Source organism: Nocardia camponoti, assembly GCF_014646135.1.
Classification (GTDB): domain Bacteria; phylum Actinomycetota; class Actinomycetes; order Mycobacteriales; family Mycobacteriaceae; genus Nocardia; species Nocardia camponoti.
In genome coordinates this window covers 1-24,112 of record NZ_BMMW01000001.1, presented here as the reverse complement: position 1 = coordinate 24,112, position 24,112 = coordinate 1, and the positions used below count along the sequence as shown (strand labels likewise).

The following is a 24,112-nucleotide window of genomic DNA, read 5'->3' as shown; positions in this document are numbered from 1 at the left end:
AATAGCTAACGTTCAGCAACACCTACGAGCGTGCCAAAGGTTGGCCGACGATAGCAGCCAATGTGACCTGCGTCATATCGAACGGATGTGCGACACGATTGGATAACGTGGCTGGCATCCTGTTCGTTTGAGTGCCCAACCGGGCACGAAGCTAATCTCCTGGTCACAAGTCCAACTTGATGACACGGTTGTCATTTACGCAACTGTTATGCCGTGACCTGCACCGATACCACAAAAACACCCAAAAATTTGGCAAGAGGTGTAGGCGCGATGCGCACGGGGTAACTGGGCGAGCAGCGGAACCGCAACCGGCTCTAGGGAATTGGAGCCCGAGCACCCGCCGAAATCATGCCGACACGCCGATGTTCTCCTACGATGATGGCGGCACACATCAGCGCAACCGTGAAGGGCCGTCGACGATGAGCGACAACGCGAATGTGATCGACCAGTCGAAGCCGAGCATCGCTCGCGTCTACGACTATCTGCTTGGCGGCAAGGACAATTACGAGGTCGACCGTGCCATCGGCGACCACTTCAAAAACGACCTCCCCGGGTCGGTCGCGATCGCCTTTACCAATCGCCAGGCCCTCACCCGCGCGGTCCGCGAGATGGCCGAAGCGGGGCTCACGCAGTTCCTCGACTTCGGCAGTGGTTTGCCCACCGCCGACAACGTGCATCAGGTCGCCCAACGCGTCAACCCGGCTGCCCGCGTCGTCTATATCGACAACGACCCCATCGTGTTGGCCCACGGTCGCGCGCTGCTAGCCACCGACGACCAGACCACCGTCGTCCATGCCGACGTTCGCGATTCGGCTGAGCTGCGCACCAATCCCGAAGTCACGCGCCTCATTGACTTCGACAAGCCCGTCGCGGTGATTTTCAGCGCGATCCTGCACCACCTCAACGACGACGAGGACCCGGCTGCCGTCGTGCGGTACTGGACGAGTCAAGTTCCCGCTGGCTCGATGGTTTTCATTTCGCATTTCCGCTCGGGCGACAACGAGGAAACGCGTGCCGCGGAGGCGAAGCTCCAGGGCACGTTTGGGCGCGGACGCTGGCGCACCGACGGTGAGATCGCGGCGCTTTTCGGCGACGACCTAGCCATCGCCGACCCCGGTGTCGCCGCCGCCGCGCGCTGGCATCCCGACACCCGCACTCCCGTTGTGGGCGCTGCTGATCGGGAACTTTCGGTGTGGGAAGAACTCATGGCTGCGGCGATCGCGACGAAGCCCTAGGATCGATCACACCTTCCTCGAAACAGCGCAGAACCTACACGGCTAACTCGCAGCGAAATCCGCTTCGACATCATGTGTATTCGCGTCGGCGAACGCTTTGCGTTCGGCTATCGTCCATCTAGTTTTTCCATGCTGCTGGATCGTTCGTATCGCCTCGCCGCAATCGTGTGCTCGCGTGAGATCCACGCCGCGCGATTCGGCGCCCTCCAAAGACGAAGGGACGCCGGTCACCATGCCCGCACCCGCACCCCTGCCCGGCCGCATCGTACGGCTGGAACCCCTTGCCTACCAGCATGTTCCGGGTTTAGCCACGGCTGCCGAAGCGCTCGGCGACCCAACTGGCTTCACCCTCGTCCCCCACGGCATCGATGAGGCGCGTACCTACGTCGACAAGGCGCAAGCGGCGTGGGCCGCAGGCAAAGCGTTGGCGTTCGCGATCGTCGCCCACTCGCACAACACCGTCGGCGCTGCGGGCGGGGTAGTCGGGGCAACCCGGTTCGTCCAACTCGACTATTGGCAAGGTCCGCTCACCTGGCCACTTCCGAGCGAACCCGTTCCGCCAGCACCGGACGCGGTCCCCGATGCGGTCGAAATCGGCAATACCTGGTTGACGCCTGCCGCGCGAGGTGGCCTGGTGAATCTGGAATCGAAACTGCTGCTGTTGCAGCACGCGTTCGATACGTGGGGCGTGCAGCGGGTCACGTTGCGTGCCGACGCGCGCAACGCACGGTCGCGCGCGGCGATCGAGCGGCTCGGCGCGGTGAGCGACGGGGTGCTGCGCGCCCACTCACGCGGCTTCGACGGGGCGGTGCGCGACACCGCCTTCTACTCGATCCTGCGCGACGAATGGCCGCGCGTGCGCTCGACCATCCTCGACCAGCTCGCCGCCCGCCAAGCACTGTCGATGCCGCGCACGGTTCATCACGAACCGTGGCGCACGCTCACGTCGTCAGCCGAACTGGTTTAACGCCCGGTGCCGCCGTGCACCACCGCCAGTTCGCCGCCGCCGAACCCAAACGCGTCGTGGAGCACGCGCACGGCACGGTCGAGATCGTCGTCGCGCACGAGCACCGAGATGCGGATGCGCGACGTGGCGATCAGGTCGACGTTGATACCCGCGTCGGCGAGCGCTTCGCAGAACGTCGCTGTTACCCCAGGTCGGTCGCGCATTCCGGCCCCGATCAGCGACACCTTGCCGACACGGTTGTCATAGCGGATATCGGTGAAGCCGAGTTCAGCGCCGCGCGCGCGCAGCAACGTCACCGCGCGAGCCGCGTCGGCGGCGGGTGAGGTGAAGGTGATGTCGGTGCGGCCGGTTCCGGTGTTTTGCACGACCATGTCGATCGCGATGTCGGCATCGGCGACAATGCGAAAAACCTTGGCCGCGTAGCCCGGTCGATCGAGAATGCCGACAACGGTCACCTTCGCTTCGCTGCGATCATGCGCGATGCCAGCCAAAGCTTCGGTGCCCGTTGGTAGTTCGGCCATCGACGCGGCGAGGAGGGTGCCGGGCGCGTCGGTGTAGGACGACCGCACACATACGCGCACGTGATATCGGCGCGCGTATTCAACGCTGCGCAGCATGAGGATCTTCGACCCGCACGCGGCTAGCTCGAGCATCTCCTCATACGAAATACTGTGCAGCTGTTGGGCATCGGCGACGATGCGCGGGTCGGCGGTGAACACCCCGTCGACGTCGGTGTAGATCTCGCAGATGTCGGCGTCGAGCGCGGCGGCTAACGCGACGGCGGTGGTGTCGGTACCACCGCGACCGAGAGTCGTCACGTCGCGATTGTCGGGTCGAACGCCTTGAAAGCCCGCGACGAGCACGATTTCGCCGTCGTCGAGCGCACGCCGCACCCGACCTGGCTTGATTTCGAGAATGCGCGCGTTGCCATGCGCGCCGGTGGTAATGACGCCTGCTTGCGAACCGGTGAGCGACCGCGCGTCGGCCCCGAGTGCGTGAATAGCCATGGCTACCAAGGCAATCGAGATGCGCTCCCCCGCCGTGAGCAGCATGTCGAGTTCGCGCGGCGGCGGATCAGCGCAGACTTGTTGGGCGAGTTCGATCAGATCGTCAGTGGTGTCGCCCATCGCCGAACAGACGACAACCACGTCATTGCCCTGCTTTTTCGTTTCAACGATGCGCTCAGCGACCCGTTTGATGCGTTCGGCCGTCGCTAACGACGATCCCCCAAATTTTTGCACGACCAGGGCCACGACCACCACCTGTCCTGCGCCCCAACGACTTTCGAGCGCGACCTGGTTCCATTATCGAGGCAGGATTTCCGACGCTGGTACAAATTCGCGAACGAAACGCATGCGACGCGCGCAAACGAGACGAGCCCCGGACCGCAACGGTCCGGGGCTCGCAACGAAAGCAGGTGTTACTTCTTGCGTTCCTTCTTCTCACGCACACGCACCGAAACACGCACGGGCGATCCGTCGAAGCCGAACTCCTCACGCAGGCGACGTTCAAGGAAGCGACGGTAACCGGCTTCGAGGAAGCCGGTGGTGAACAGCACGAACGTCGGCGGACGGGTGCCAGCCTGAGTCGCGAACAGCACGCGCGGCTGACGACCGCCACGCATCGGCGGCGGGGTTGCCGCGATGACTTCCTTGAGCCAGGTGTTGAGTCGGCCCGTGGAAATGCGCTTGTCCCACGATTCGAGCGCGGTTTCCATCGCGGGAACCAGCTTCTGCACCGCGCGACCGGTGTGCGCCGAGATGTTGACGCGCTGCGCCCACGGCACCTGGACAAGCTCGCGGTCGATTTCGCGCTCAAGCATGTAGCGACGGTCCTCGTCGACGAGGTCCCACTTGTTGAACGCGAGCACGAGCGCACGACCGGAATCGGCGACCATGCTGATGACGCGCAGATCCTGCTCGGTCATCGGCACCGAAGCGTCGATGAGCATGATCGCGACCTCGGACGCCTCAAGCGCCGACTTCGTGCGCAGCGACGCGTAGAACTCGGTGCCCGACGCGTTCGACACCTTCCTCCGCAGCCCGGCGGTGTCGACGAATTTCCAAGGCTTGCCGCCCAATTCGACGAGTGAGTCGACCGGGTCGACGGTAGTGCCCGCGACATCGTGGACGACCGAACGCTCGTCGCCGGAGAGCTTGTTGATCAGGCTCGACTTGCCAACGTTGGGCTTACCAACCAGCGCGACACGACGCGGACCGGCGATGCCGCCACCTTCGCGCGGCGTTTCGGGCAGCGCGGCGAGGACGTCGTCGAGCAGGTCACCGGTACCGCGACCGTGCGCGGCCGAAACCATGCGCGGCTCGCCAAGCCCAAGCGACCACAGTGCGGCCGCTTCGGATTCGATCTTCTGATCGTCGACCTTGTTGGCGACGAGGATGACCGGGATCTTCGACCGTCGCAGCTTCTTCACCGCGGCCTCGTCGGTGCCAGTCGCGCCGACGGTCGCGTCGACAACGAGCAGAATCGCGTCGGCGGTTTCCATCGCCACTTCGGCCTGTCGGGCGACGTGCTGCTGCAAACCCTTCGCGTCGGGTTCCCAACCGCCGGTGTCTTGCACCCAGAACTTGCGCCCAGCCCAGTTGGCCTCATACGAAATGCGGTCACGGGTTACGCCGGGAATGTCTTCAACGACCGCTTCGCGGCGACCGAGGATGCGGTTGACGAGCGTTGACTTGCCAACGTTCGGTCGACCGACAACCGCGAGCGTGGGCATCGCGATGGCGGCTTCGCCTTCGATGTCACCATCGAGATCGGCGATTTCCCACTCGGATTCATCCGTCCAAATGCCGTCGCCAGCGAGAACTTCTTCAGTCATCGGGTGCCTCCTGTCGCGGCGGAGAGCTGCTGAGCCACCACACGGTACAGCTCGTCGATGGTCTCAGCCATGGTGAACTCGCTGGTGTCGACCAAGATCGCGTCGTCTGCGGGACGCAGCGGCGACACCTTGCGAGTGGAATCGAGGGTGTCGCGACGCTGCACGTCGGCAAGCACGGCTTCGTAGTCGTCGCCACGGCCCTCGCGAATGTTTTGTGCGTTGCGCCGGGTGGCACGAGCGACCGCCGACGCGGTCAGATAAATCTTCACATCAGCGTCTTCGAGCACAACCGTGCCGATATCGCGACCTTCGACAACGATGCGACCGGCAACGGCAGCGATCTCGCGCTGCAACGCGACAAGCTGAGCACGCACGGGCGCGACGGCCGAAACAGCGGAAACGGCCTTGGTGACCGCGTCGCCACGAATCTCGTCGGAGACGTCTTCGCCGTCGAGTTCGATGACCTCGTGGCTGGGATCGGTCCCGATCGACAGGCCAAGCTCAGCGACAACCGTCGCGATCGCGTCGGGGTCGGCCAAGTCGACGCCCGAGCGCAACACGCGCAGCGTGGCGACGCGATACATCGCGCCCGTGTCGAGGTAGCGCGCACCCAGCCGGGTGGCGAGCCTGCGCGACACGCTGGACTTGCCGGTGCCCGACGGGCCGTCCATCGCGACGACGAGCGAACCCGCGCCGGTCAGCAGCTCCTCAACCAGTTCCACCGGGAAATCCACACCGTTCACAGCTGTACCGCCTCGTAGAGTTTGCCGATTTCGTCACGGCCGAGCACCCGCAGAGTGCCGGGCCGCTGGTCGCCAAGCGCGACCGGGCCAATATGGGTGCGGACCAGCCGAATCACCGGGTGGCCGACCTCATCAAGGAGCCTACGCACGATGTGCTTGCGGCCTTCATGCAGGACAAGCTTGACCAGCGACCGACCTTCGTATGCTTCGAGCACGGTGAACCGGTCGACCTTGGCTGGCCCGTCTTCCAGCTCGACACCTTCACGCAGGCGCTTACCGATGAGCCGGTAGTTGACCTCGCCGTACACGGTGGCGAGATAGGTCTTTGGCACCTCGAACGACGGGTGCATGAGCCGATGCGCCATGTCGCCGTCGTTGGTGAGCAGCAGTAGCCCCTCGGTGTCGGCATCGAGCCGACCGACGTGGAACAGGCGCTGACCAGCGGCGATGCGCTCGGCAACAATATCGCCGACACACGGGCGACCAAGGTCGTCCGACATCGTCGACTGCCAACCGCGCGGCTTATTGAGCGCGAGATGAACCAGTTCCTCGCGAACAACAACGCGAGTGCCATCGACGCGAACGACCGCGTTTTGCGGGTCGACGCGCAGGCCCTGTTCCTTGACGATCTTGCCGTCGACCTCGACGCGACCAGCCGCGATCATTTCCTCAGCGGCGCGACGCGAGGCGACACCAGCCTTAGCAAGCACCTTCTGCAAGCGCTCGCCTTCGCCCCACGGCATCTTCTTGTGGCCGCCGACCTCAGGCTCTACGTGCTGGTGGCGTGCCGGCTTGGCGTTGTTATGAATAGTTGGCGCCACAACTTTGCGCTGCGGCTTTTCGTTTTTCTTCTTTTTCGCTGGCGCGGGAGCGGTCCCGCGCTTAGCGCCAGTAGCCGCACCGCGACCACCCGCGGGTTTTCCACCACTGCGGGGCGCGTCTGAGCGCCTTCTGCGATCCGGTGTGCCATCTCGGCGAGCGGAATTATTCATCTGTCCTCAATCGTCAGTGCCAAGGGCAATATCGGCCTCAGCAGGTTTGCTCAGCTTGGCGAACCGGGGGTCGGTCTCCATGGCATCGCTGATCTCGTCGATCAGGTCGACGCCGGGAAGCAGCGGCGCCAACGGCGGTAGGTCGCCGAGAGAGGCGAGCCCGATCCGTTCAAGGAACAACTCGGTGGTGCGGTAGAGCGTGCCGTTGGTTTCGGGATCCTGACCCGCTTCCGCGATCAGGCCTCTAGCCAGCAGCGTGCGCATCACTCCGTCGACGTTCACTCCACGGACCGCGCTGACCCTGGTGCGGGTCACCGGCTGACGGTAGGCAACTACCGCCAACGTTTCCAAGGCTGCCCGGGTGAGCTTGGTCCGGGCCCCGTCGAGCAGTACCCGCTCTACGTAGGGCGCGTACTCAGTACGAGTATAGAAGCGCCAACCGTCCCCGACGAATCGCAGGTCGATCCCACTGCCCGCCTCGGTGAGTTCGGCCGCCATCTTGCGCAGGAGCGCGTCGATGCGGTCGGCGTCCTCGTCGACGGCGGCGGCCAGTTGTTCGGTGGGCGCTGGACTGTCGACAACGAGCAGCATGGATTCGAGCGCGCCACGTAATTCGGTCTCGGTGAGCGGTTCGGGCACGAAATCCGCGTCGGTTGTCATCCGTAATCCTCCTCGAAAGTCAACGCCGCCGCCTCGGCATCGGGGTCAAGTTCACCAAGCCAACTCACCGAAAGCGGGCCGAGTGGATCGGACTGGTCGAACGCGATCGTTTTGCCGCGATACAGCTCAAGCAGCGCGAGAAAACGCGCGACGATCTGCACCGGCACCTCGCAATCCGCGACCAGGTCAGCGAAGGTTGTCCAGCCGCCAGGGCCCGCCTCTTTGAGTCGCGCGAGCACCCATTCGGCCTGCTCAGCCACCGAAATGGTGTGCATGTGCAGGTGCGCGAGGCCCACTTCGGCGACGGGACGCGGCCGAAACGCGGTGGCCGCGATCTGCGCGAACGACGCGGCGTCGACGCCGAGCGTCACCTCGGGCAGCAGCCCTTCGAACTGTTCTTCCAACGACACCGAGCGGGGGTAGCGACGCAACGCGGCGGCTTCGAGTTCGCCGAGGAGTTCGGCGACCTGTTTGAACGCGCGGTACTGCAACAGCCGCGCGAAGAGCAGGTCGCGAGCGTCGAGCAGTTCGAGATCGTCGGCGTCGGTCATCTCCCCCGACGGCAGCAGTCGCGCGGCTTTGAGGTCGAGCAATGTCGCGGCGACGACCAGGAACTCAGTAGTGAGGTCCAACACTTTGTCGGCACGCAGCTTTTTCGACTCGGAAAGTTCGGCGGTGAGCGCCTTGGTGTAGGCGATGAACTCGTCGGTCACCTGATGCAACGCCACCTCGGTGACGTCGAGTTTGCGTGAACTGATCAGCGTGAGCAGCAGGTCGAATGGACCTTCGAAATTGGTGAGGCGCAGGTGAAATCCGGTTGGATCGGATGCGTCGGTTCCTGGCTCGGGCCCGACCGTCACCGCCCCGACCGGTGGATCACTTCACGTGCCATCGCTCGATACGATTCGGCACCATTGGATTTCGGTGCCCACGTGGTGATCGGCTCGCCCGCGACGCTGGCGTCGGGGAAGCGGACCGTGCGCGAGATCGCGGTGTCGTACACCAATTCGCCGAACACCTCGACCACGCGCGACATGACCTGACGCGAATGCAGCAGGCGCGCATCGAACATCGTGACAACGATGCCGTAGAGGCTCAGGCGCGGGTTGAGGCGGTCGCGCACTTTTTCGACGGTGTCGTTGAGCAGCGCGAGGCCGCGCAGCGAGAAGTATTCGCATTCCATCGGGATGATCACGCCATCGGAGCAGGCGAGCGCGTTAACGGTCAGCAAGCCAAGCGACGGTTGGCAATCGACGAGAATGTAGTCGTATCGGTCACGCACGCTCGATAGCGCGCGGCCTAGTGATTGTTCGCGACCAACCTCGTTGACCAGCTGAATCTCGGCAGCGGAAAGGTCAATGTTGCTTGGCAGCAGGTCCATTCCGTCGACTTTGGTGTTCTGCAGCACGTCGTCGACGGACGCCTTGCTACCAATCAGCAAGTCGTACACGGTGAGATCGAGATCGTGGTGCGCGAGCCCAAGCCCCGCCGACAGCGCGCCCTGCGGATCAAGATCAACGAGCAGCACGCGACGGCCGTATTCGGCAAGGGCGGCACCAAGATTGATGGTCGACGTGGTCTTGCCGACGCCGCCTTTTTGATTACACATCGCGATGACTAATGCGTCACCGTGACGCTGCAACCGAGGGGGTTCGGGTACCTCACGCAACGGTCGGCCGGTTGGCCCGATCTCGGTTTCCGCTCTCGTCACGGTTGGCTGCTCCTTCAACGTTTCCTACCGGGTATTCCTCGGCCTCGTCTTGGCGCGGTGTACCGGGTAGACGGTACCGCTGATCCCGAACGGTCCCAGCATGGCTTCCAGGTCGGCGTGTTTCGCACGATACCCGTTCTTGGCAACCAACGAAGCCGGTCAGCGTGCGCGTGGATGCGCGGTCGCCCACACTTCACGCAACGTCGAAACGGTGACGAGCGTATAGATCTGGGTGGTCGTCACCGACGCGTGGCCCAACAGTTCTTGGACAACGCGAACATCGGCACCGCCGTCGAGCAGATGCGTCGCGAACGAATGCCGCAAAGTATGTGGCGAAACGGCGGCGGTGAGCCCGGCCCGTTCGGCAGCGGATTGCAGGATCTGCCAGGCACTTTGGCGCGAAAGTCGACCGCCGCGCGCGTTGAGAAACAGCGCGGGCGGCACCGACTTGCCCGCCGCCGCGAGGGATGGGCGACCGCGCACGAGGTAGGCGTCGACGGCTTCGAGCGCGGGTCGCCCGATCGGCACGAGTCGCTGTTTGCCACCTTTGCCGCGCAGGATCACACAGCGTTCGCCCACGTCGATGTCGTCGATATCAAGGCCAACCGTCTCGGAAATCCGTGCGCCGGTGGAATACAGCAGTTCGAGCAACGCGCGGTCGCGCAGTCCGCGCGCGTCGGCGTCGGGCGGTGCGGCGGCGGTCAGCACCGCGACAACCTGGTCGTACGGGAGCGCTTTGGGCAACCGCCGACCTGGGGTTGGCGGCTTAACCGCATGCGCCACATCGGTTTCGGTAATGCCGTCGGCGGCGGCGAAACGATGCAGTCCGCGCACAGCGACAAGCGCACGCGCGACCGAGCTCGCCGACAGCGGCGGATGCTGCGCACCACCCGCGCGCAAGGTCATCGTGAATTCGGCGACATCGCGTTGCGCGACAGCAGTCAGGGTCGAAATGCCAAGGCCGACAAGGAAATCCCGATACCGAGCCAGGTCACGTCGGTAGGCACCGAGGGTGTTGCGGGCAGCGCCACGCTCGACAGCGAGATGGTCGAGATAGGTGTCGATCTCCCGGTCGAGACTCACCCCCGCGTTTTTTCCGCGGCCTTGCGTGCGAGGAACGCTGTCGGCTGACCTGGCCACGGCGCATCGGCGGGCCGGAGTTCCACCCCGTTCGCGCGGGCGGCCGCGAAGGCGAGCACGCCAGCCACAGCCGTGGCGTTGACGATGTCACCGGTGAGTGCGGCACGCACCGCCTCTTCGAGCGGCATCCGAACCAGTTGCAGGTCGGCTTCCTCATGCTCGGGTTCGGGTTGATGCGTTTCGCTGAGCCCAGTCGCGAAGAACACCCGCAGCGCTTCGTCGGTGAATCCCGGCGACAACGCGACATCGACGAGCACCGACCAGTCGCTGGCCGCCAATCCGGTTTCCTCCGCCAATTCGCGCTTGGCCGCGGTCAGCGGATCTTCGCCAGCGATGTCGAGCAACCCGGCGGGCAGTTCAAGCAGCCGTGACCGCACCGGATGCCGGTACTGGCGAATGAGCACGACATTGTCGAACTCGTCGAGCGCGAGCACCGCGACGGCACCGTGATGCTCGATGATCTCCCGATCAGCGACGCGACCATCGGGCATGCGCACTTGATCCTTGCGCAATGCCACGATGGCCCCGCTGTAGAGCAGGTTGCTGCCGACCGTTTCGAACTCGTGCTTCCCGGGTTCATTCACGTTCGGCGCCACCTATTTCCGCTCAGTCGTCAGTGCTGTCGCTGGTGTTGATTTCGACCAGTTCGTCTTCGGTGAAGTCTACGGGAAGACGTTCGGCCAACTTGTACTTCAATGCCGCGTTGATCAGGGCGGCGAACAGCGGATGCGGACGCGTCGGCCGACTCTTGAGCTCGGGATGCGCCTGCGTCGCGACGAGGAACGGATGCACCGAGGTCGGGTATTCGACGAACTCGACAAGGTGCCCGTCGGGCGAAGTACCCGAGAAAACCAGCCCCGACTTCGCGATCGCGTCGCGGTAGGCGTTGTTCACCTCGAAGCGGTGCCGGTGCCGCTCAGACACGTTTTCCGAGCCGTACGCCTGGGCGACGACCGAACCCTTCTTGAGCGTGGCGGGGTAAGCGCCGAGACGCATCGTGCCACCGAGGTCGGCTTCGCCAGCGACGACGTCTTCCTGATCGGCCATCGTCGAGATCACCGGGTTGAGCGTGTCGGGTTCGAATTCGGTCGAGTTCGCGTCGGTGATGCCGACCGAACGGGCCGCTTCGATCACGACGCACTGCAAGCCGAGGCACAGGCCGAGCAGCGGAATGCCGCGATGACGCGCGTACCCGATCGCGCCGAGCTTGCCTTCGATGCCACGGATGCCGAAGCCGCCGGGGATGAGCACCGCGTCGACGTCACGCAACGCGGCCGCCGCGCCCGCTTCGGTCTCGCACTCGTCCGACGGCACCCAGCGGATGTTGACCTTCGCGTGATTGGCGAAGCCGCCAGCGCGCAGCGCTTCGGTGACCGAAAGGTACGCGTCGGGCAGGTCGACGTACTTGCCGACCAGCGCGACCTCGACGGTCTCCTTCGGCGCGTGAACGCGATCGAGCAGGTCGCCCCACACGGTCCAGTCGACGTCACGGAAGGGCAGCCCGAGCTTGCGCACGACATAGGCGTCGAGGCCCTCGCTGTGCAGGACCTTCGGGATGTCGTAGATCGACGGCGCGTCGGGGGTGGAGATGCAGGCTTCCACGTCGACGTCACACATCAGCGCGATCTTGTTCTTGAGGCCCTGCGGCACCTCGCGGTCGCAGCGCAGGATCAGCGCGTCGGGCTGGATACCGATGTTGCGCAGCGCGGCGACCGAGTGCTGTGTCGGCTTGGTCTTGAGCTCACCTGACGGCGCGAGATACGGCACCAATGACACGTGCAGGAAGAACACGTTATCGCGACCGACATCGTGGCGAATCTGGCGAGCCGCCTCAAGGAACGGCTGCGACTCGATGTCGCCGACGGTGCCGCCGATTTCGGTGATGACGACATCCGGCACGTTGCCGTCGGCGTCGGGCGCGGACATCGCGAGGATGCGGTTCTTGATCTCGTCGGTGATGTGCGGGATGACCTGCACGGTGTCGCCGAGATATTCGCCGCGTCGCTCTTTGGCGATGACCGTCGAATAGATTTGGCCGGTCGTGACGTTGGCGTCCATAGACAGGTCACGATCGAGGAAACGCTCATAGTGACCCACGTCGAGGTCGGTCTCGGCGCCGTCCTCGGTGACGAACACTTCACCGTGTTGGAACGGGTTCATTGTGCCGGGATCGACATTGAGATACGGGTCGAGCTTTTGCATCGTCACCCGCATGCCCCGCGCGGTCAGCAACTGACCGAGGCTGGATGCGGTGAGACCCTTACCCAATGAGGAGGCGACGCCACCGCTCACGAAGATGTGCTTGGTGGCATTTCGAGCCTGATTCCGTGTTTGACCCACGGACCACCACTGTACCGCTAGGCGTTGCCCCTACGTATTTTGCGGTCCGTTTGCCGGTGGGCGTGTTGAAATCGCCGGTCGGGGTGCTGCCGCGCTGCTGGTGGGTCAGCGCGGGGCGGCGACGAGGGTGATGGTGGTCGCCGCCGGGCCCGTACCGAACCGCCCAGCTTCCTGCGTCGCGGGCTGACTGAGCGCGAGAATCGTTGTGACTCTGCCGATTTCGTGGTCGATGTTGTCGACGGTCGTGACCGTTGTCGCGGTGGGAGCGGCCGCGCGAACGAGGGCGATTGGTCCGTTTCCCTCGGCCGCGCCGAGTCGACCAGCAAGCACGGTGCCCATCGCGCGAGCACGAATCGAGGCGGCGAACCGGGCGATAGTCACGCCAGCGTCGGTGTCAGATGCGACACCAGCGCCGGTCACGACGACGGCGAGGTTCGCTTGCTTGGTTGGGGCGTCGGCGTAGGTGAGAAAACCGCCGTCACGCAGGGTGGTTGCGACGAGCGCGAGTTCCGGGGCGGTCGCGCGCGGCTGGTTCGTTGTCGGGTCGAGCAGCATGGTGACGCCGAGCAGGTCGCCCGCCAGGCTCGGTTCGTCAATGGCGTCGGTGCGCAATTGCGCCCCCGCGGGGACGACGTTGGTGAGCGTCGAGCGCATTCGGTCGCTTTGGGCGGTGTCGATGAAGGATTCGGTGAGCCCGATGCGGCCGGTGACCGTCGCGCCGGACGCGGTGAGTGCCCTGTTGACGCCGTCGATGTCGGCGGGGTCGGCGTCGGGGGTGGTGAACATCAGGACGCTACGGTCGGCGAGCGTGCCGCCGAGGACACGGGCGGCCGAGCCAGCGATGAACGCGTCGGCAGCTGCGACCTGGACTTGCAGCGAGTCGGCGCGAGCGTGCGCTTCGACGAGTTCGGTGCGGGTCTGGTCGCGGTTGGCGTCAAGGTCGGCGAGCAGGTCGGCACCGAGCGTGTGCGAGCCAAGCGCGACACCGACCGCAAGCGCGACGACACCGGTCGCGATGGTCATCGCGTGGTTGCGTAGCGAGATCACAGCAGCCCTCGGAACCAGACGACGAAGCTGTTCCACATGTCGATCGACCAGGTCAGCACCTCGGTGCCGTTATGCGAAGCGAGGATCACGACAACCACCGCGACGAGCGCGGCCATGACGACGAGGGCGATGGCCGCGCCGGTGGAACGCTGTCGGTAGAGCGTCGCGACGGCGTTCGCGTCGACCAGTTTCGGTCCTACCTTCAGCCGCGTCAGGAAGGTGGCCGGGTTCGCGTCGCGGCGGCCACGGTCGAAGAAGTCCTCCAGGTTCGCGTGCGCGCCCGCTAGGACGATCAGCGCCGCGTTGTGGTGGTCGAGCAGCAGCAGCGCGAGGTCGGTTGGCGAACCCGACGACGGGAAAGTGGTCGCGCCGATGCCCAAATCTTGGATGCGCTCAAGGCCGCGCGCGAAACCGTCGGTGTCGGCGGGCAAGATCATTTCCGCGCCGCAGCGCAGCGTTTGGTCGCTGATCTCATCCGGTTCGCCGACGATCAGGTCGGGCGTGTATTTCATTTTCCGCAGGGTGTCCGCGCCCGCGCCAACGCCGACGAGCAGCGGCGCGTACTCCTTGATGAACGGCTTGAGTCGCTGCAATTCTGCGGCGTGCTCTGGCCCGTCGGCGACGACGACAACGTGGCGGTTGCGCAGGTCCAATTCGATGTCGGGGACGCCGATTCCATCGATGAGCAGCGACGATTCCGTGCGGAAGAACTCAGTGGTGTTGCCAGCGAACGCGTCTAGGTGGTCGGCGAGTCCGACGCGCGCTGCCGTCATCCGGGCGGCGACCTCGTCGATGTCGAGTTCGATGCACTCGGCGAGCAATTCGGGTTCCTTCTTGCCGGAGCCCGCGGAGTACACCGCAGCCCCGTCGACGCGGACCTTCGCGCCATCCTTGATCTTGCCGAACACGTCGGGCGAGTAAGCGTCGAGGAGCGGAATCCCATTGGAGGCCAACAACTCTGGGCCGAGGTTGGGATAGCGACCCGAGATGGATGGCGCGACGTTCACGACCGCGGCGACTTTCGCGGCGACCAGTCGGTCGGCCGTCGCGCGGTCAAGGTCGGTTTCATCGAGCACAACAACGTCGCCCGCACCGGCCCGTCGCAGCAGGCGGCGCGTGTCACGGTCGACGCGCGCGGTCCCGGTGACACCGGGCAGTGTTTCCGTGTTTTTGGTGAGCAGCCCCGGCATCTTCATGCGCCGATGATCACGCCAAACCCTCAACCTTTGGTGGAGGCGCGCCGCATACGGTCGCGGGCAGGGCCGAGCGGTGCACCGGTTACCCGTATGCTCCTGTCACAGTTATTCGGACAGGAGACATCCATGCCCAGCAGCACCGTCGAGACGGTTTTCGACGCTCCCCGCGACATCGTCTACCGGCTCTTCACCGAGCGCGACAGCGTCGCCCCCTACCTCCCGATCCAGGTCAAGCAGGTGCGCGCGGGCGACGCGACCGGCGTTGGCGCGCAGTACCTGCTCGGCTTCGGCAAGGCTGGCGTCACCGAGGAAACCACCGTCCTCGTGCCCGGCGAGCGCATGGAATACAAGATCGTTAAGGGTGCCCCGGTGAAGCGCCACATCGGCATCGTGACCTTCGCCGACACCACCGACGGCGGCACCCGCGTTGTGTACACGATGGAATCGGAGCCGTCGCTGCCCGTCCCCGCGCCGGTACTGGAATTCGGCTTGCGCGCACTGACGAACCAGCTGCTTGGTGGGATCCGTAAGGCATTGCGCTAAGCGAACTTGGAGCCTGCACCGGATGACGAGCCGTCCCGCTAGGCAGCGAGGCGCCGATCCGGCCGCCGGATTCCGTAAGGCATTGCGCTAAGCGCGATTTCAAGGGCCGTCGCCAGGTGCGGCGGCCCTTTGCGCTTTGTGCGCCACACTGTTGGCGGTGCCGTTTAGTGGCGCAGCGCCGACTTAGGTTGCGGCGCACCGCTTTTGAGAGCGCCCCGCTCCGCACGCGCCGCGCGACGGGGTGCGTGCGGAGGCGCGGCCTATGCCGGTGCGCGTTCGGCGCGTGCCGTTTCCAACAGTTCTTCTGCGTGCGCGCGGCCCGTCTCGGTGTCGTCGAGCCCGGCGAGCATGCGCGCCAATTCGATCACCCGCTCGTCCTCGGTCAGCGTGCGAACTCCGCTGTCCACCTTGCCTTTTCCGTCGTCGGACTTATTCACGACGAGGTGCGTGTCGGCGAACGCGGCGACCTGCGGCAGGTGCGTCACGACGATCACCTGATGCGTGCGGGCCAAGCGCGCGAGTCGCTTGCCGATTTCCACCGCAGCCCGGCCGCCGACGCCCGCGTCGACCTCGTCGAACACCATCGTCGCGCCATGATCGGACCCGGCGAGCACCACTTCAAGCGCCAACATCACGCGTGAAAGCTCACCGCCGGACGCGCTTTTGCTGAGCGGCAGCGATTGCGCACCCGAATGCGCGGAAAGACGGAACTCGACTTCGTCGGTGCCGTTCGTGCCAGCGTGGACCAGCTTGCCGTTGAGGTCGAGCGGGGCCGAATCCTGCGCGGTCGCGACCAACGGCCGAACGACAACCTCCAACTTGGCCTTGCCCATCGCGAGCCCGCCGAGTTCGGTGCTCACCGCCGAAGCGAGTTTGCCCGCCGACTTCGTCCGCGCCGCACTGAGCTTGCGGGCGGCGTCAGCCACGCGACCTGCGGCGATGTCGACTTCAGCGGACAGTTTCGCGAGCGCGTCCTCGGAAACGTCGAGCGAATCAAGCCGCGACCTAGCGTCGTCGGCCCAGGCGATCACACCGTCGATATCAGGCGCGTACTTGCGTGTGAGCGACTTGAGTTCGGCCTGACGCGTGAGCATCGTGTCGAGCGCGCCGGGGTCCGACGGCAACTCCGACAGGTACCCGCTCAGCTCCGTCGCCACGTCGACCGCGACGGCGATCGCCTCACCGAGGCGTGGCCCCAACGCCATGAGCGCGGGGTCGTCGGAGGCTTCCAGTCGCGCCCGCGCGTTGCCGAGCAGGTCGAGCACTCCCCCGCTCTCCCCGGTGGATTCGCTTGGGCCAGAAAGGGATTCGTGCGCGACAACCGCGGCGTCGCGCAACGAATCAAGATCGCTGAGCCGACGAATTTCGGCGACGAGCCGTTCGTCCTCGCTCGGTTCCGGCGCGATCCCGTCGATCTCGGCGAGCGAATGCTTGAGCCGATCCGCTTCCAGCGCCAGCTCGCGACTGCGTGCGGTGCGTTCAAGGAATTCCGCGCGCGCGTCCAGCCACGCCCGCCGATGCACCTGGTACTTGCGCAGCAGCCCCGCAACACCGTCGCCAGCGAACTGATCGAGCGCGGCCAACTGCTGTTCAGGCCGCTGCAATCGCAGCTGATCGTTTTGCCCGTGCACGGTCAACAGTCGCGACGTGAACTCGCTCAGCACGGCAGCGGGCACGCCCCGCCCGCCCAAATGCGCACGCGACCGGCCATCGCTATTGACCGTGCGCAGCGCGATCACGCTGCCGTCCTCGTCGAATTCCGCCCCAGCCGACTCAACAACATCCACAATCGCCGCGCGCGCCGCATCGGTGCGGTCATCAATCACGAACCGGCCTTCGACAACGGCTTTCGCCGCGCCGAGGCGCACCCGCCCCGCATCCGCCCGCGCCCCGCTGAGCAGGTGCAAACTGGTGACAACCATCGTCTTGCCCGCGCCCGTCTCACCGGTGAGCACCGTGAGCCCCGCGTGGAACTGCGCGGTCGCGGTCGAGATCACGCCCAGGCCGTCGATTCTGAGTTCGGTCAGCATCGCTGCCCCTTCTACGACTGTCGCCTGCCCCGCCAACCAGTGACGGGCAGTTGGAACTTACGAACCATTCGGTCGGCGAACGGCGCGGAGTCGAGCCGCACCCACCGCACCGGTTTGCTGCCACGCACCACCTCGGCGCGACCACCGCGCGGCAGGGCGAGCGTGCGGCGACCGTCGAGGAAGACGATCGCATCGTGGCCCGTCGCCACCGTTTCCACCGCGATCACCGCGGCCGGACTCGTGACGAGCGGACGGGCGAAAAGCGCGTGGGCGTTGCTCGGGATCACCAGCATCGCTTCGAGTTCGGGCCAAATCACCGGGCCGCCCGCCGAGAACGCGTAGGCCGTCGACCCGGTTGGGGTCGCGACGAGAATGCCGTCGCAACCGAACGCCGACACCGGTCGTCCGTCGACCTCGAGCACGATTTCCAGCACGCCCATGCGCTGCGCGTTCTCGATGCTTGCTTCGTTGAGCGCCCAGCCTTTTTCGACGATGACGTCGTCGACGCGCACGGTGACGTCGATGGTCATGCGGTCTTCGACCTGGTAATCGCGGTCGACCACCTGGGCGAGCGCGTCGTCGAGGTGCTCGGCTTCGGCTTCGGTGAGGAAACCGATCCGGCCGAGGTTGATGCCAAGCACCGGCACGCCAGCCGGTCGACCCAGTTCGGCAGCACGCAGGAACGTGCCGTCGCCGCCGAGCGCGAGCACCATCTCGCAGCCCTCGGCCGCAGCCGGGCTATGCGGGACGACGCGCACCGGGAATTCGCCCGTCTCGTCTTCAAACCGCGTGCTGTCGGCTTCGTCAGCGAGCACGCGAAGGCAAATGCCCGCTGCGGCAAAGATTTTCGCGACGCGATGCGCGGTCTCGATGATCTCGGCGCGGCCCGGATGCGCGACCAACAAAATCTCGCGGTCGGTACTCACTGCGGACCTTCCTCGATCGCCCGCGCGACCAACGCGTCGACTTCGTCGGCGTCGTAGTCGAACGGACCAACTTTGCGCAACCACAGGAAATATTCGACGTTGCCCGACGGACCGGGCAGCGGACTCGCGACCGCGCCAAGCGTCTTCAACCCGAGCTTTGCCGCCGCAGCGGCAACCTCGCGCACGGTTTCCGCGCGCAGCGCGGGGTCACGCACAACGCCGCCCGCGCCGATGCGGTCTTTGCCCACTTCAAACTGCGGTTTCACCATCGGCAGCAGGTCGGCACCGTCACGCGCGACCGCCGCGATCGCGGGAAGCACCAGCCCAAGGGAGATGAACGACAGGTCGCCGACCATCAAATCCACTTGTCCGCCAATGCTTTCCGGCGTGATCGTGCGGACGTTAGTGCGGTCGAACACGCGAACGCGCTCGTCGTTTTGCAGTCGCCAAATCAGCTGGCCGTAGCCAACGTCGACAGCGACAACCTCACTCGCCCCGCGACTCAACAGCACGTCGGTGAACCCACCCGTCGACGCGCCCGCGTCCAAACAACGCTTTCCGTCAACGCTAAGCCCAAGCGGTTCGAACGCCTCAAGCGCGCCGAGCACCTTCTTCGCCCCACGCGACGCCCACGACACCTCGTCGGGTTCCTCGCGGACGAACAGCGGTGTGCCCGCTTCGACAGCCGTGGCTGGCTTCACCGCGACCGTGCCCGAAATCAGCACCCGACCCGCGTTGATGAGCTCGACCGCGTGCTCACGTGACCGGGCCATCCCGCGCCGCACTAACTCGGCGTCGACCCGCGCTCTCCTGGCCACCTCAGATCTTGTCCACGGTCGCGAGGGCGTCGACGAGCACCTCATGCGCCTGCTCAAGGATGCGGGCGCGGCGGGTGATGTCGACGCCAGCTTCGGCACCGTCAGCTGCCCCGGCACTCGCGCGCAACTCGGCCAGTAGCGCGTCGACCTCGGCTTTGATGGCGACGGGGTCGGCCGGTTGCGGGTGCGCTTGGTTGCCAGGCAGGTGACTGCCCGGCAACGGAACTGAACTCGGAGTACTCATCGTGGGATCAACGCTATCGGATTCACGAATCGGTCGCGCGCACCCGTACCGCGCGACCGGGATTGGCGGCCAGCGACGCGCCCACTTCGCTTGGCTTGACCGCGTCGGGCAGGGGGTCGGTATTGAGCGCGGCGAGCTCATTGGCGACGAAAGTGGGGATCTGGGCGGGGATCGCGGCGGCGAGGTCGTCGAGCGTGCTGACGCCGGTGAGGACGAGCAGGGAGTCGATGCCGATGGTGTTCGCGCCTTCGATGTCGGTGTCGAGTCGGTCGCCGACGACGAGTGCATCGCGTGTGCCCGCCCGCTCAATAGCGTCTTCGAGCAGCGGGGCGAAGGGTTTGCCCGCGACGAGCGGTTCGCGGTCGGTTGCGGTGCGCAACGCCGCGACCATCGAGCCGTTGCCGGGGGCGAGGCCGCGTTCGTTGGGCAGCGTGCGGTCGGTGTTGGTGGCAACCCACTGCGCGCCCGCCCGCAGGGCGTAGGCGGCTTCGGCCAGGTCAGGCCATGCGGTGGTCGGCGAATGGCCCTGGATTACCGCTGCGGGGACGCGGTCAGTGAACCGGCGAACGGGAACGAGGCCGACGGCTTTGACTTCGGCGGCGAGGTCGTCGGTGCCGAGGACGAGTACGTCGCTGCCCGCTGGAACGAGCCGTGCGAGCAGTCGCGCGCCAGCCTGCGCGCTGGTGACGACCTGGTCAGGCGTTGCCGGATAGCCGAGTTCGGCGAGATGACGCGCGACCGGCTCCGGCCCGCGCGCGGCATTGTTGGTGACGTACAGCAGCCGTTGCGCGGAGTGACCGTTCGGGGCAAGCGCATCGGGACCGCCCGCGACCACATCCGGGCCCCGGTAGAGGGTGCCGTCCAGGTCGAGCAGCAAAGCTTCGTAGTTGTCGCGCAGCTGGTTGTTCACGCACCCTCACTCCGTCGTAGATCACAGTTCCCCTCACCATGATCGGGCATGGACGGCATTAGGGATACCATGTGATGTAGAGCACACTTGCTGACCAATCGGAGGTCGCGCCATGGATATCGTCTTCTTAATCGGCCGTATTTTGCTCGCGGCGATCTTCGCTTTCTCCGCCCTCGGACACCTCACCCAAGCCGAAGGCATGGGCCAGTACGCGGCGTCGAAGGGCATTCCCGCCGCCAAAGCTGGCGTGCTAGCCAGCGGTGTCCTCGCGCTTCTTGGGGCGATCTCGATCATCTTCGGGATTTGGATCGATGTTGGCGCCCTGCTGCTCGTTGTTTTCCTCGCCCCGGTCAGCTTGTTGATGCACACGTTCTGGAAAGAAACCGACCCACAGCTCAAGCAGACCGAGATGATCCAGTTCAACAAGAACTTGGCGATTATGGGCGGCGCGTTGATCCTGTTCTATTTCGTGAACGTCACCCAGAGCGTGCCATTGGGCTTGACGGGCCCGCTCTTCGGCGCGTTCTAGCCGGGCAAGCACAGACAGCAAAAAGGCCGTGGGCCGGGTTCCTGTTGAGAACCCGGCCCACGGCCTAATGTGTTGTCGCGCTTGCCTATTCGCCGGTGAGTTCCGCCGCGCGATCTTCGGCGTCGGTCTCGCCCTCTTCGTCGGCAGCAGCGGCGTTGAGGAACCATTGCAGGCTCTCGTCGGTGCGGCCAGCCGCGCCAAGGGCGTCAGCGTAGGCGTAGAAGAGGCGTGCTGCGGCCGAACCCGTACGGGCCGGGTTGAGGTCAGCGGCCTGCAACGTGACGACGGCCTGGTCGACCTGACCCAGATCCATGCGCGCGCCAGCGACGACGATGCGCAACTCGGTTGCCTCGTCGCCTTCCAGGCCCTGTGCTTCGTCGCTGCGACCCAACTCGATCGCCCGCTCCGGACGACCAAGGCCGCGCTCGCAGTCAGCCATGACCGCGAGGAGGCCGGTACCGCCCTGCATCCGACGCGCGGTGCGCAGTTCCGACAGCGCCTCGGCCCACTCACCAGCGTGGTAGGCGACGACGCCAGCCGTCTCCCGCACCACCGCGATGCGGCCAGCGCGCTGACGGGCAGCGCGAGCGTGCGCGAGGGCAAGCCGAGGCTCGTCCTCAAGCAGTTCGACGGCCATCACCATGTGCCGGGCGACCGACTCAGCATTGTTCTTGTCGAGGCTCAGCAGATCGCGACGGATCGCCGGGTCAAGGTCGGACGCCTGCACGTCTTCGGGCAGATCAGGCTCGTCGGGACGAGCATTGCGCCGGTCGGACGGGCTGCCGGTCACATCGCGTGCACCTTCGCCACCGCGCCTGCGGTGCTCGTCGCGGTCGTAGCCGCGATCGGAGTCGGACCGTGCGCCGCGGAAGCTGCCGCGATCGTCGCGGTTCTCGTCGGTGCTCGAGTCGTTCCGGCTTTCCGCGTCGCGGTCGTCACGGTCAGACTCGGGAGCGGCGTCGGTCGAGTCGTCGTCGGCATCGTCCGCATCGCGGAAATCATCGTCGGCGTCGACGCTCGAATCAGCCGCGAAGTCGTCGTCAGTGTCGATATCGGTGTCGATCTCATCGATGGACGCGACCTCGATCACCTCATCAGCGGTGTCGTCGAGCGCGTCGTCGTTGGACGACATCACGCCAAGGACATCGCCGGGACGCTCGGGACGACGTTCGCGGTAGGTGCCGTTGAAGGGCCGCTCGTTCTTGTCGTCGCGCTTGAAGCCGCCGCGCGAATCGGAGTCGCCACCACGACGGAACCCGCCCTGGCTCGACCCGCCACCACTGCCACCGCGATCGAAACCACCGCTGCGGGGACGATCGCCGGAGCCACCACGGTTGCCACCGCGATCGTTGTCATCACGACGACCTTGGTAGCCGCCACGATCGCCACCGCGAGAATCGGAGTCACCGCCGCGACGGAAGCCACCGCCGGAGCCACCACGAGAATCACCGCGCGAATCATCACGACGGAAACCACCCCCGCTACCGCGATCAAAACCACCGCTGCGGGGACGATCGCCACCGCGAGAATCCGAGTCGCCACCACGACGGAACCCGCCCTGGCTCGACCCGCCGCGGTCGCCGTAGCCACCGCGCGAATCGGAGTCGCCACCGCGACGGAAGCCACCGCCGGAGCCGCCACGAGAATCACCGCGCGAATCATCACGACGGAACCCACCGCCACTACCGCCGCGATCAAACCCGCCACTACGGGGACGATCGCCACCACGCGAATCGGAATCGCCGCCGCGACGGAAACCGCCACCGCCGGAACCGCCACGAGAATCGCCACGCGAATCATCACGACGGAACCCACCGCTGCTACCAGCGCGCGAATCGTCGCGACGGAAACCGCCACCTGAGCCGCCACGATCAAAACCACCACTACGAGGACGATCGCCACCACGCGAATCAGAATCGCCACCGCGACGGAAACCGCCACCGGAACCACCACGAGAATCGCCACGCGAATCATCACGACGGAACCCACCGCCGGAGCCACCGCGCGAATCGTCACGACGGAAACCACCGCCCGAGCCACCGCGATCAAAACCACCGCTACGGGGACGATCGCCACCGCGAGAATCGGAGTCACCGCCACGACGGAAGCCACCGCCGCTTGAGCCACCACGAGAATCGCCGCGCGAATCGTCACGCCGGAATCCACCGCCGGAACCGCCGCGATCAAAACCACCGCTGCGGGGACGGTCACCACCGCGAGAATCGGAGTCGCCACCGCGACGGAAACCGCCCTGGCCGCCGGAGCCACCGGAGCCGCCACGCGAATCGTCGCGACGGAAACCGCCGCCGCTACCGCCACGGTCGAAACCGCCGCCGGTGCGCGGACGATCGCCGCCGCCCGAGCCGCCTCGGTAACCGCCACGATCGTTGTCGTCACGACGACCCTGGTATCCACCACGGTCATTGTCGCGACGCGGGTAACCGCCGCCGGATCCACCACGGGAGTCGCCGCTGCCACCGCGATCGAAGCCACCGCTGCGGGGGCGATCGCCGCTCGCACCGCCACGGTAGCCACCGCGATCGTTGTCGTCGCGCCGACCCTGGTACCCGCCACCACGCGAGTCGTTGTCGCCGCCACGACGGAACCCGCCCTGACCGGAGCCGCCGCGGTCGCCGCTGGAGCTGCCGCGATGTCCGCCGCCGGAACCGCCGGAGCCTCCTCGGAAGCCGCCTTCGCCACCGCGGCCACGGTTATCACCGCCGCGTGAACGATCGTGGGACTGGTCGCCGCGTCCGCCGAAACCGCGCGCATCACCGTCCTTGCGGAAAGGCTTGCGTCCGTCGTTATGTTCCGACACGGCGATCCCTTTCTGTACCCCCGGCCTCCCGGGAAGTGTTGTGGTTGCCCCGCCTCAAGAATTCAACCATGCACGGGTAACGGGGCGATGTCCGCCCGAGCATGCCTGGGCTCAACCGAGCCCACAAACGACGATAGGGGACCCAAAATTGGGTCCCCTATCGGGAAAATTGTTCCGGCGGTGTCCTACTCTCCCACACCCTGTCGAGTGCAGTACCATCGGCGCAGGTGGCCTTAGCTTCCGGGTTCGGAATGGGACCGGGCGTTTCCCCACCGCTATAACCGCCGTAACACTATGAAACTAGACAGCGCTCCCCACCCAAATGCGAAACCCGAATTCTCATCAGGAATCACACTGTGGTGAGTGTGCTGCAGTGTCTGTTGTTTCAGATACCGCACAGTGGACGCGTAACACCTTCATTCAGTAA

General features: G+C 65.6%; 23 protein-coding genes and 1 rRNA gene. 4 read left to right on the top strand and 20 right to left on the bottom strand.

Going from position 1 to position 24,112, the window contains the following annotated elements:
* The first annotated feature begins 419 nt into the window (after window positions 1-419).
* Together IEX78_RS00120 and IEX78_RS00115 are read left to right on the top strand one after the other, a co-directional pair.
* Window positions 420-1,235 (top strand): SAM-dependent methyltransferase, encoded by an 816-nt coding sequence (locus IEX78_RS00120; RefSeq protein ID WP_188826653.1) that lies wholly within the window; start codon window positions 420-422, stop codon window positions 1,233-1,235.
* Window positions 1,236-1,410: 175 nt separating this feature from the next.
* Window positions 1,411-2,202, top strand: coding sequence for a GNAT family N-acetyltransferase (locus tag IEX78_RS00115; RefSeq protein WP_229683601.1), 792 nt, complete (start codon window positions 1,411-1,413; stop codon window positions 2,200-2,202).
* Here IEX78_RS00115 and IEX78_RS00110 read toward each other — a convergent pair.
* The 12 genes from IEX78_RS00110 to steA form a co-directional block, all read right to left on the bottom strand.
* Complete coding sequence (locus tag IEX78_RS00110) at window positions 2,199-3,455, bottom strand: aspartate kinase (protein WP_188826652.1); 1,257 nt, start codon at window positions 3,453-3,455, stop codon at window positions 2,199-2,201. The genes IEX78_RS00115 and IEX78_RS00110 overlap by 4 nt on opposite strands.
* Before the next feature lie 167 nt (window positions 3,456-3,622).
* Window positions 3,623-5,038 carry a ribosome biogenesis GTPase Der gene (der, locus tag IEX78_RS00105; RefSeq protein WP_188826651.1) on the bottom strand — a complete coding sequence of 472 codons (1,416 nt, stop codon included), beginning with the start codon at window positions 5,036-5,038 and terminating at the stop codon, window positions 3,623-3,625.
* Window positions 5,035-5,709 (bottom strand): (d)CMP kinase, encoded by a 675-nt coding sequence (gene cmk, locus IEX78_RS00100; RefSeq protein ID WP_188828131.1) that lies wholly within the window; start codon window positions 5,707-5,709, stop codon window positions 5,035-5,037. The genes der and cmk overlap by 4 nt, the downstream gene beginning before the upstream one ends.
* A gap of 68 nt (window positions 5,710-5,777) precedes the next feature.
* Window positions 5,778-6,773 (bottom strand): pseudouridine synthase, encoded by a 996-nt coding sequence (locus IEX78_RS00095; protein ID WP_188826650.1) that lies wholly within the window; start codon window positions 6,771-6,773, stop codon window positions 5,778-5,780.
* A 6-nt stretch (window positions 6,774-6,779) separates the two neighbouring features.
* Entirely contained in the window at window positions 6,780-7,433 is a 654-nt protein-coding gene (scpB, locus tag IEX78_RS00090; protein WP_188826649.1) for an SMC-Scp complex subunit ScpB, read from the bottom strand.
* Window positions 7,430-8,293 (bottom strand): segregation and condensation protein A, encoded by an 864-nt coding sequence (locus IEX78_RS00085; RefSeq protein ID WP_188826648.1) that lies wholly within the window; start codon window positions 8,291-8,293, stop codon window positions 7,430-7,432. Before IEX78_RS00085 ends, scpB begins: the two co-directional genes overlap by 4 nt.
* Complete coding sequence (locus IEX78_RS00080) at window positions 8,290-9,144, bottom strand: ParA family protein (protein WP_373291506.1); 855 nt, start codon at window positions 9,142-9,144, stop codon at window positions 8,290-8,292. The genes IEX78_RS00085 and IEX78_RS00080 overlap by 4 nt, the downstream gene beginning before the upstream one ends.
* Before the next feature lie 159 nt (window positions 9,145-9,303).
* A complete protein-coding gene (xerD, locus tag IEX78_RS00075) occupies window positions 9,304-10,227 on the bottom strand; it encodes a site-specific tyrosine recombinase XerD (protein WP_188826646.1) in 924 nt (307 codons plus the stop codon).
* Window positions 10,224-10,868 carry an NUDIX domain-containing protein gene (locus IEX78_RS00070; RefSeq protein WP_229683600.1) on the bottom strand — a complete coding sequence of 215 codons (645 nt, stop codon included), beginning with the start codon at window positions 10,866-10,868 and terminating at the stop codon, window positions 10,224-10,226. The genes xerD and IEX78_RS00070 overlap by 4 nt, the downstream gene beginning before the upstream one ends.
* A 22-nt stretch (window positions 10,869-10,890) precedes the next feature.
* Window positions 10,891-12,624 (bottom strand): CTP synthase, encoded by a 1,734-nt coding sequence (gene pyrG, locus IEX78_RS00065; RefSeq protein WP_188826645.1) that lies wholly within the window; start codon window positions 12,622-12,624, stop codon window positions 10,891-10,893.
* A gap of 105 nt (window positions 12,625-12,729) precedes the next feature.
* A complete protein-coding gene (locus IEX78_RS00060; protein ID WP_373291505.1) occupies window positions 12,730-13,647 on the bottom strand; it encodes a copper transporter in 918 nt (305 codons plus the stop codon).
* 20 nt (window positions 13,648-13,667) lie between these two features.
* Complete coding sequence (steA, locus tag IEX78_RS00055) at window positions 13,668-14,867, bottom strand: putative cytokinetic ring protein SteA (protein WP_188826643.1); 1,200 nt, start codon at window positions 14,865-14,867, stop codon at window positions 13,668-13,670.
* A 126-nt stretch (window positions 14,868-14,993) separates the two neighbouring features.
* Between steA and IEX78_RS00050 the strand changes: the two genes are divergently transcribed.
* On the top strand, window positions 14,994-15,410 hold the full coding sequence (locus IEX78_RS00050; RefSeq protein WP_188826642.1) for an SRPBCC family protein: 417 nt from the start codon (window positions 14,994-14,996) through the stop codon (window positions 15,408-15,410).
* Window positions 15,411-15,670: 260 nt separating this feature from the next.
* On the opposite strand, the gene recN is transcribed toward IEX78_RS00050, so the two are convergent.
* From recN to IEX78_RS00025, 5 genes are read right to left on the bottom strand one after another with little or no spacing between them, the layout of a single operon-like run.
* Window positions 15,671-17,440, bottom strand: a complete 1,770-nt coding sequence (gene recN, locus IEX78_RS00045) for a DNA repair protein RecN (RefSeq protein WP_188826641.1) — start codon at window positions 17,438-17,440, stop codon at window positions 15,671-15,673.
* Between the two features lie 11 nt (window positions 17,441-17,451).
* Window positions 17,452-18,366, bottom strand: coding sequence for an NAD kinase (locus IEX78_RS00040; RefSeq protein ID WP_188826640.1), 915 nt, complete (start codon window positions 18,364-18,366; stop codon window positions 17,452-17,454).
* On the bottom strand, window positions 18,363-19,184 hold the full coding sequence (locus tag IEX78_RS00035) for a TlyA family RNA methyltransferase (RefSeq protein WP_188826639.1): 822 nt from the start codon (window positions 19,182-19,184) through the stop codon (window positions 18,363-18,365). The genes IEX78_RS00040 and IEX78_RS00035 overlap by 4 nt, the downstream gene beginning before the upstream one ends.
* 1 nt (window position 19,185) lies before the next feature.
* Window positions 19,186-19,428 (bottom strand): hypothetical protein, encoded by a 243-nt coding sequence (locus IEX78_RS00030; RefSeq protein ID WP_188826638.1) that lies wholly within the window; start codon window positions 19,426-19,428, stop codon window positions 19,186-19,188.
* A 22-nt stretch (window positions 19,429-19,450) separates the two neighbouring features.
* Entirely contained in the window at window positions 19,451-20,338 is an 888-nt protein-coding gene (locus IEX78_RS00025; protein ID WP_188826637.1) for an HAD-IIA family hydrolase, read from the bottom strand.
* Window positions 20,339-20,450: 112 nt separating this feature from the next.
* Between IEX78_RS00025 and IEX78_RS00020 the strand changes: the two genes are divergently transcribed.
* Window positions 20,451-20,867 (top strand): DoxX family protein, encoded by a 417-nt coding sequence (locus IEX78_RS00020; protein WP_188826636.1) that lies wholly within the window; start codon window positions 20,451-20,453, stop codon window positions 20,865-20,867.
* An 85-nt stretch (window positions 20,868-20,952) separates the two neighbouring features.
* On the opposite strand, the gene IEX78_RS00015 is transcribed toward IEX78_RS00020, so the two are convergent.
* From IEX78_RS00015 to rrf, 3 genes are all read right to left on the bottom strand, one after another.
* Complete coding sequence (locus IEX78_RS00015; protein WP_188826635.1) at window positions 20,953-21,999, bottom strand: tetratricopeptide repeat protein; 1,047 nt, start codon at window positions 21,997-21,999, stop codon at window positions 20,953-20,955.
* On the bottom strand, window positions 21,999-23,639 hold the full coding sequence (locus IEX78_RS24475; protein ID WP_188826634.1) for a hypothetical protein: 1,641 nt from the start codon (window positions 23,637-23,639) through the stop codon (window positions 21,999-22,001). The genes IEX78_RS00015 and IEX78_RS24475 overlap by 1 nt, the downstream gene beginning before the upstream one ends.
* A gap of 218 nt (window positions 23,640-23,857) precedes the next feature.
* Window positions 23,858-23,974: ribosomal RNA gene (gene rrf / locus IEX78_RS00005) — 5S ribosomal RNA — on the bottom strand.
* Window positions 23,975-24,112 lie beyond the last annotated feature (138 nt).

Bases quoted from the DNA above. Each gene is read 5' to 3' on its own strand.
- IEX78_RS00120 (WP_188826653.1), top strand. From the start codon at position 420: ATGAGCGACAACGCGAATGTGATCGACCAGTCGAAGCCGAGCATCGCT.
- der (WP_188826651.1), bottom strand. From the start codon at position 5,038: ATGACTGAAGAAGTTCTCGCTGGCGACGGCATTTGGACGGATGAATCC.
- cmk (WP_188828131.1), bottom strand. From the start codon at position 5,709: ATGGACGGCCCGTCGGGCACCGGCAAGTCCAGCGTGTCGCGCAGGCTC.
- IEX78_RS00095 (WP_188826650.1), bottom strand. From the start codon at position 6,773: ATGAATAATTCCGCTCGCCGAGATGGCACACCGGATCGCAGAAGGCGC.
- scpB (WP_188826649.1), bottom strand. From the start codon at position 7,433: ATGACAACCGACGCGGATTTCGTGCCCGAACCGCTCACCGAGACCGAA.
- IEX78_RS00060 (WP_373291505.1), bottom strand. From the start codon at position 13,647: ATGACCATCGCGACCGGTGTCGTCGCGCTTGCGGTCGGTGTCGCGCTT.
- steA (WP_188826643.1), bottom strand. From the start codon at position 14,867: ATGAAGATGCCGGGGCTGCTCACCAAAAACACGGAAACACTGCCCGGT.
- IEX78_RS00050 (WP_188826642.1), top strand. From the start codon at position 14,994: ATGCCCAGCAGCACCGTCGAGACGGTTTTCGACGCTCCCCGCGACATC.
- recN (WP_188826641.1), bottom strand. From the start codon at position 17,440: ATGCTGACCGAACTCAGAATCGACGGCCTGGGCGTGATCTCGACCGCG.
- IEX78_RS00030 (WP_188826638.1), bottom strand. From the start codon at position 19,428: ATGAGTACTCCGAGTTCAGTTCCGTTGCCGGGCAGTCACCTGCCTGGC.
- IEX78_RS00020 (WP_188826636.1), top strand. From the start codon at position 20,451: ATGGATATCGTCTTCTTAATCGGCCGTATTTTGCTCGCGGCGATCTTC.
- IEX78_RS00015 (WP_188826635.1), bottom strand. From the start codon at position 21,999: ATGTCGTCCAACGACGACGCGCTCGACGACACCGCTGATGAGGTGATC.
- IEX78_RS24475 (WP_188826634.1), bottom strand. From the start codon at position 23,639: ATGCGCGCGGTTTCGGCGGACGCGGCGACCAGTCCCACGATCGTTCAC.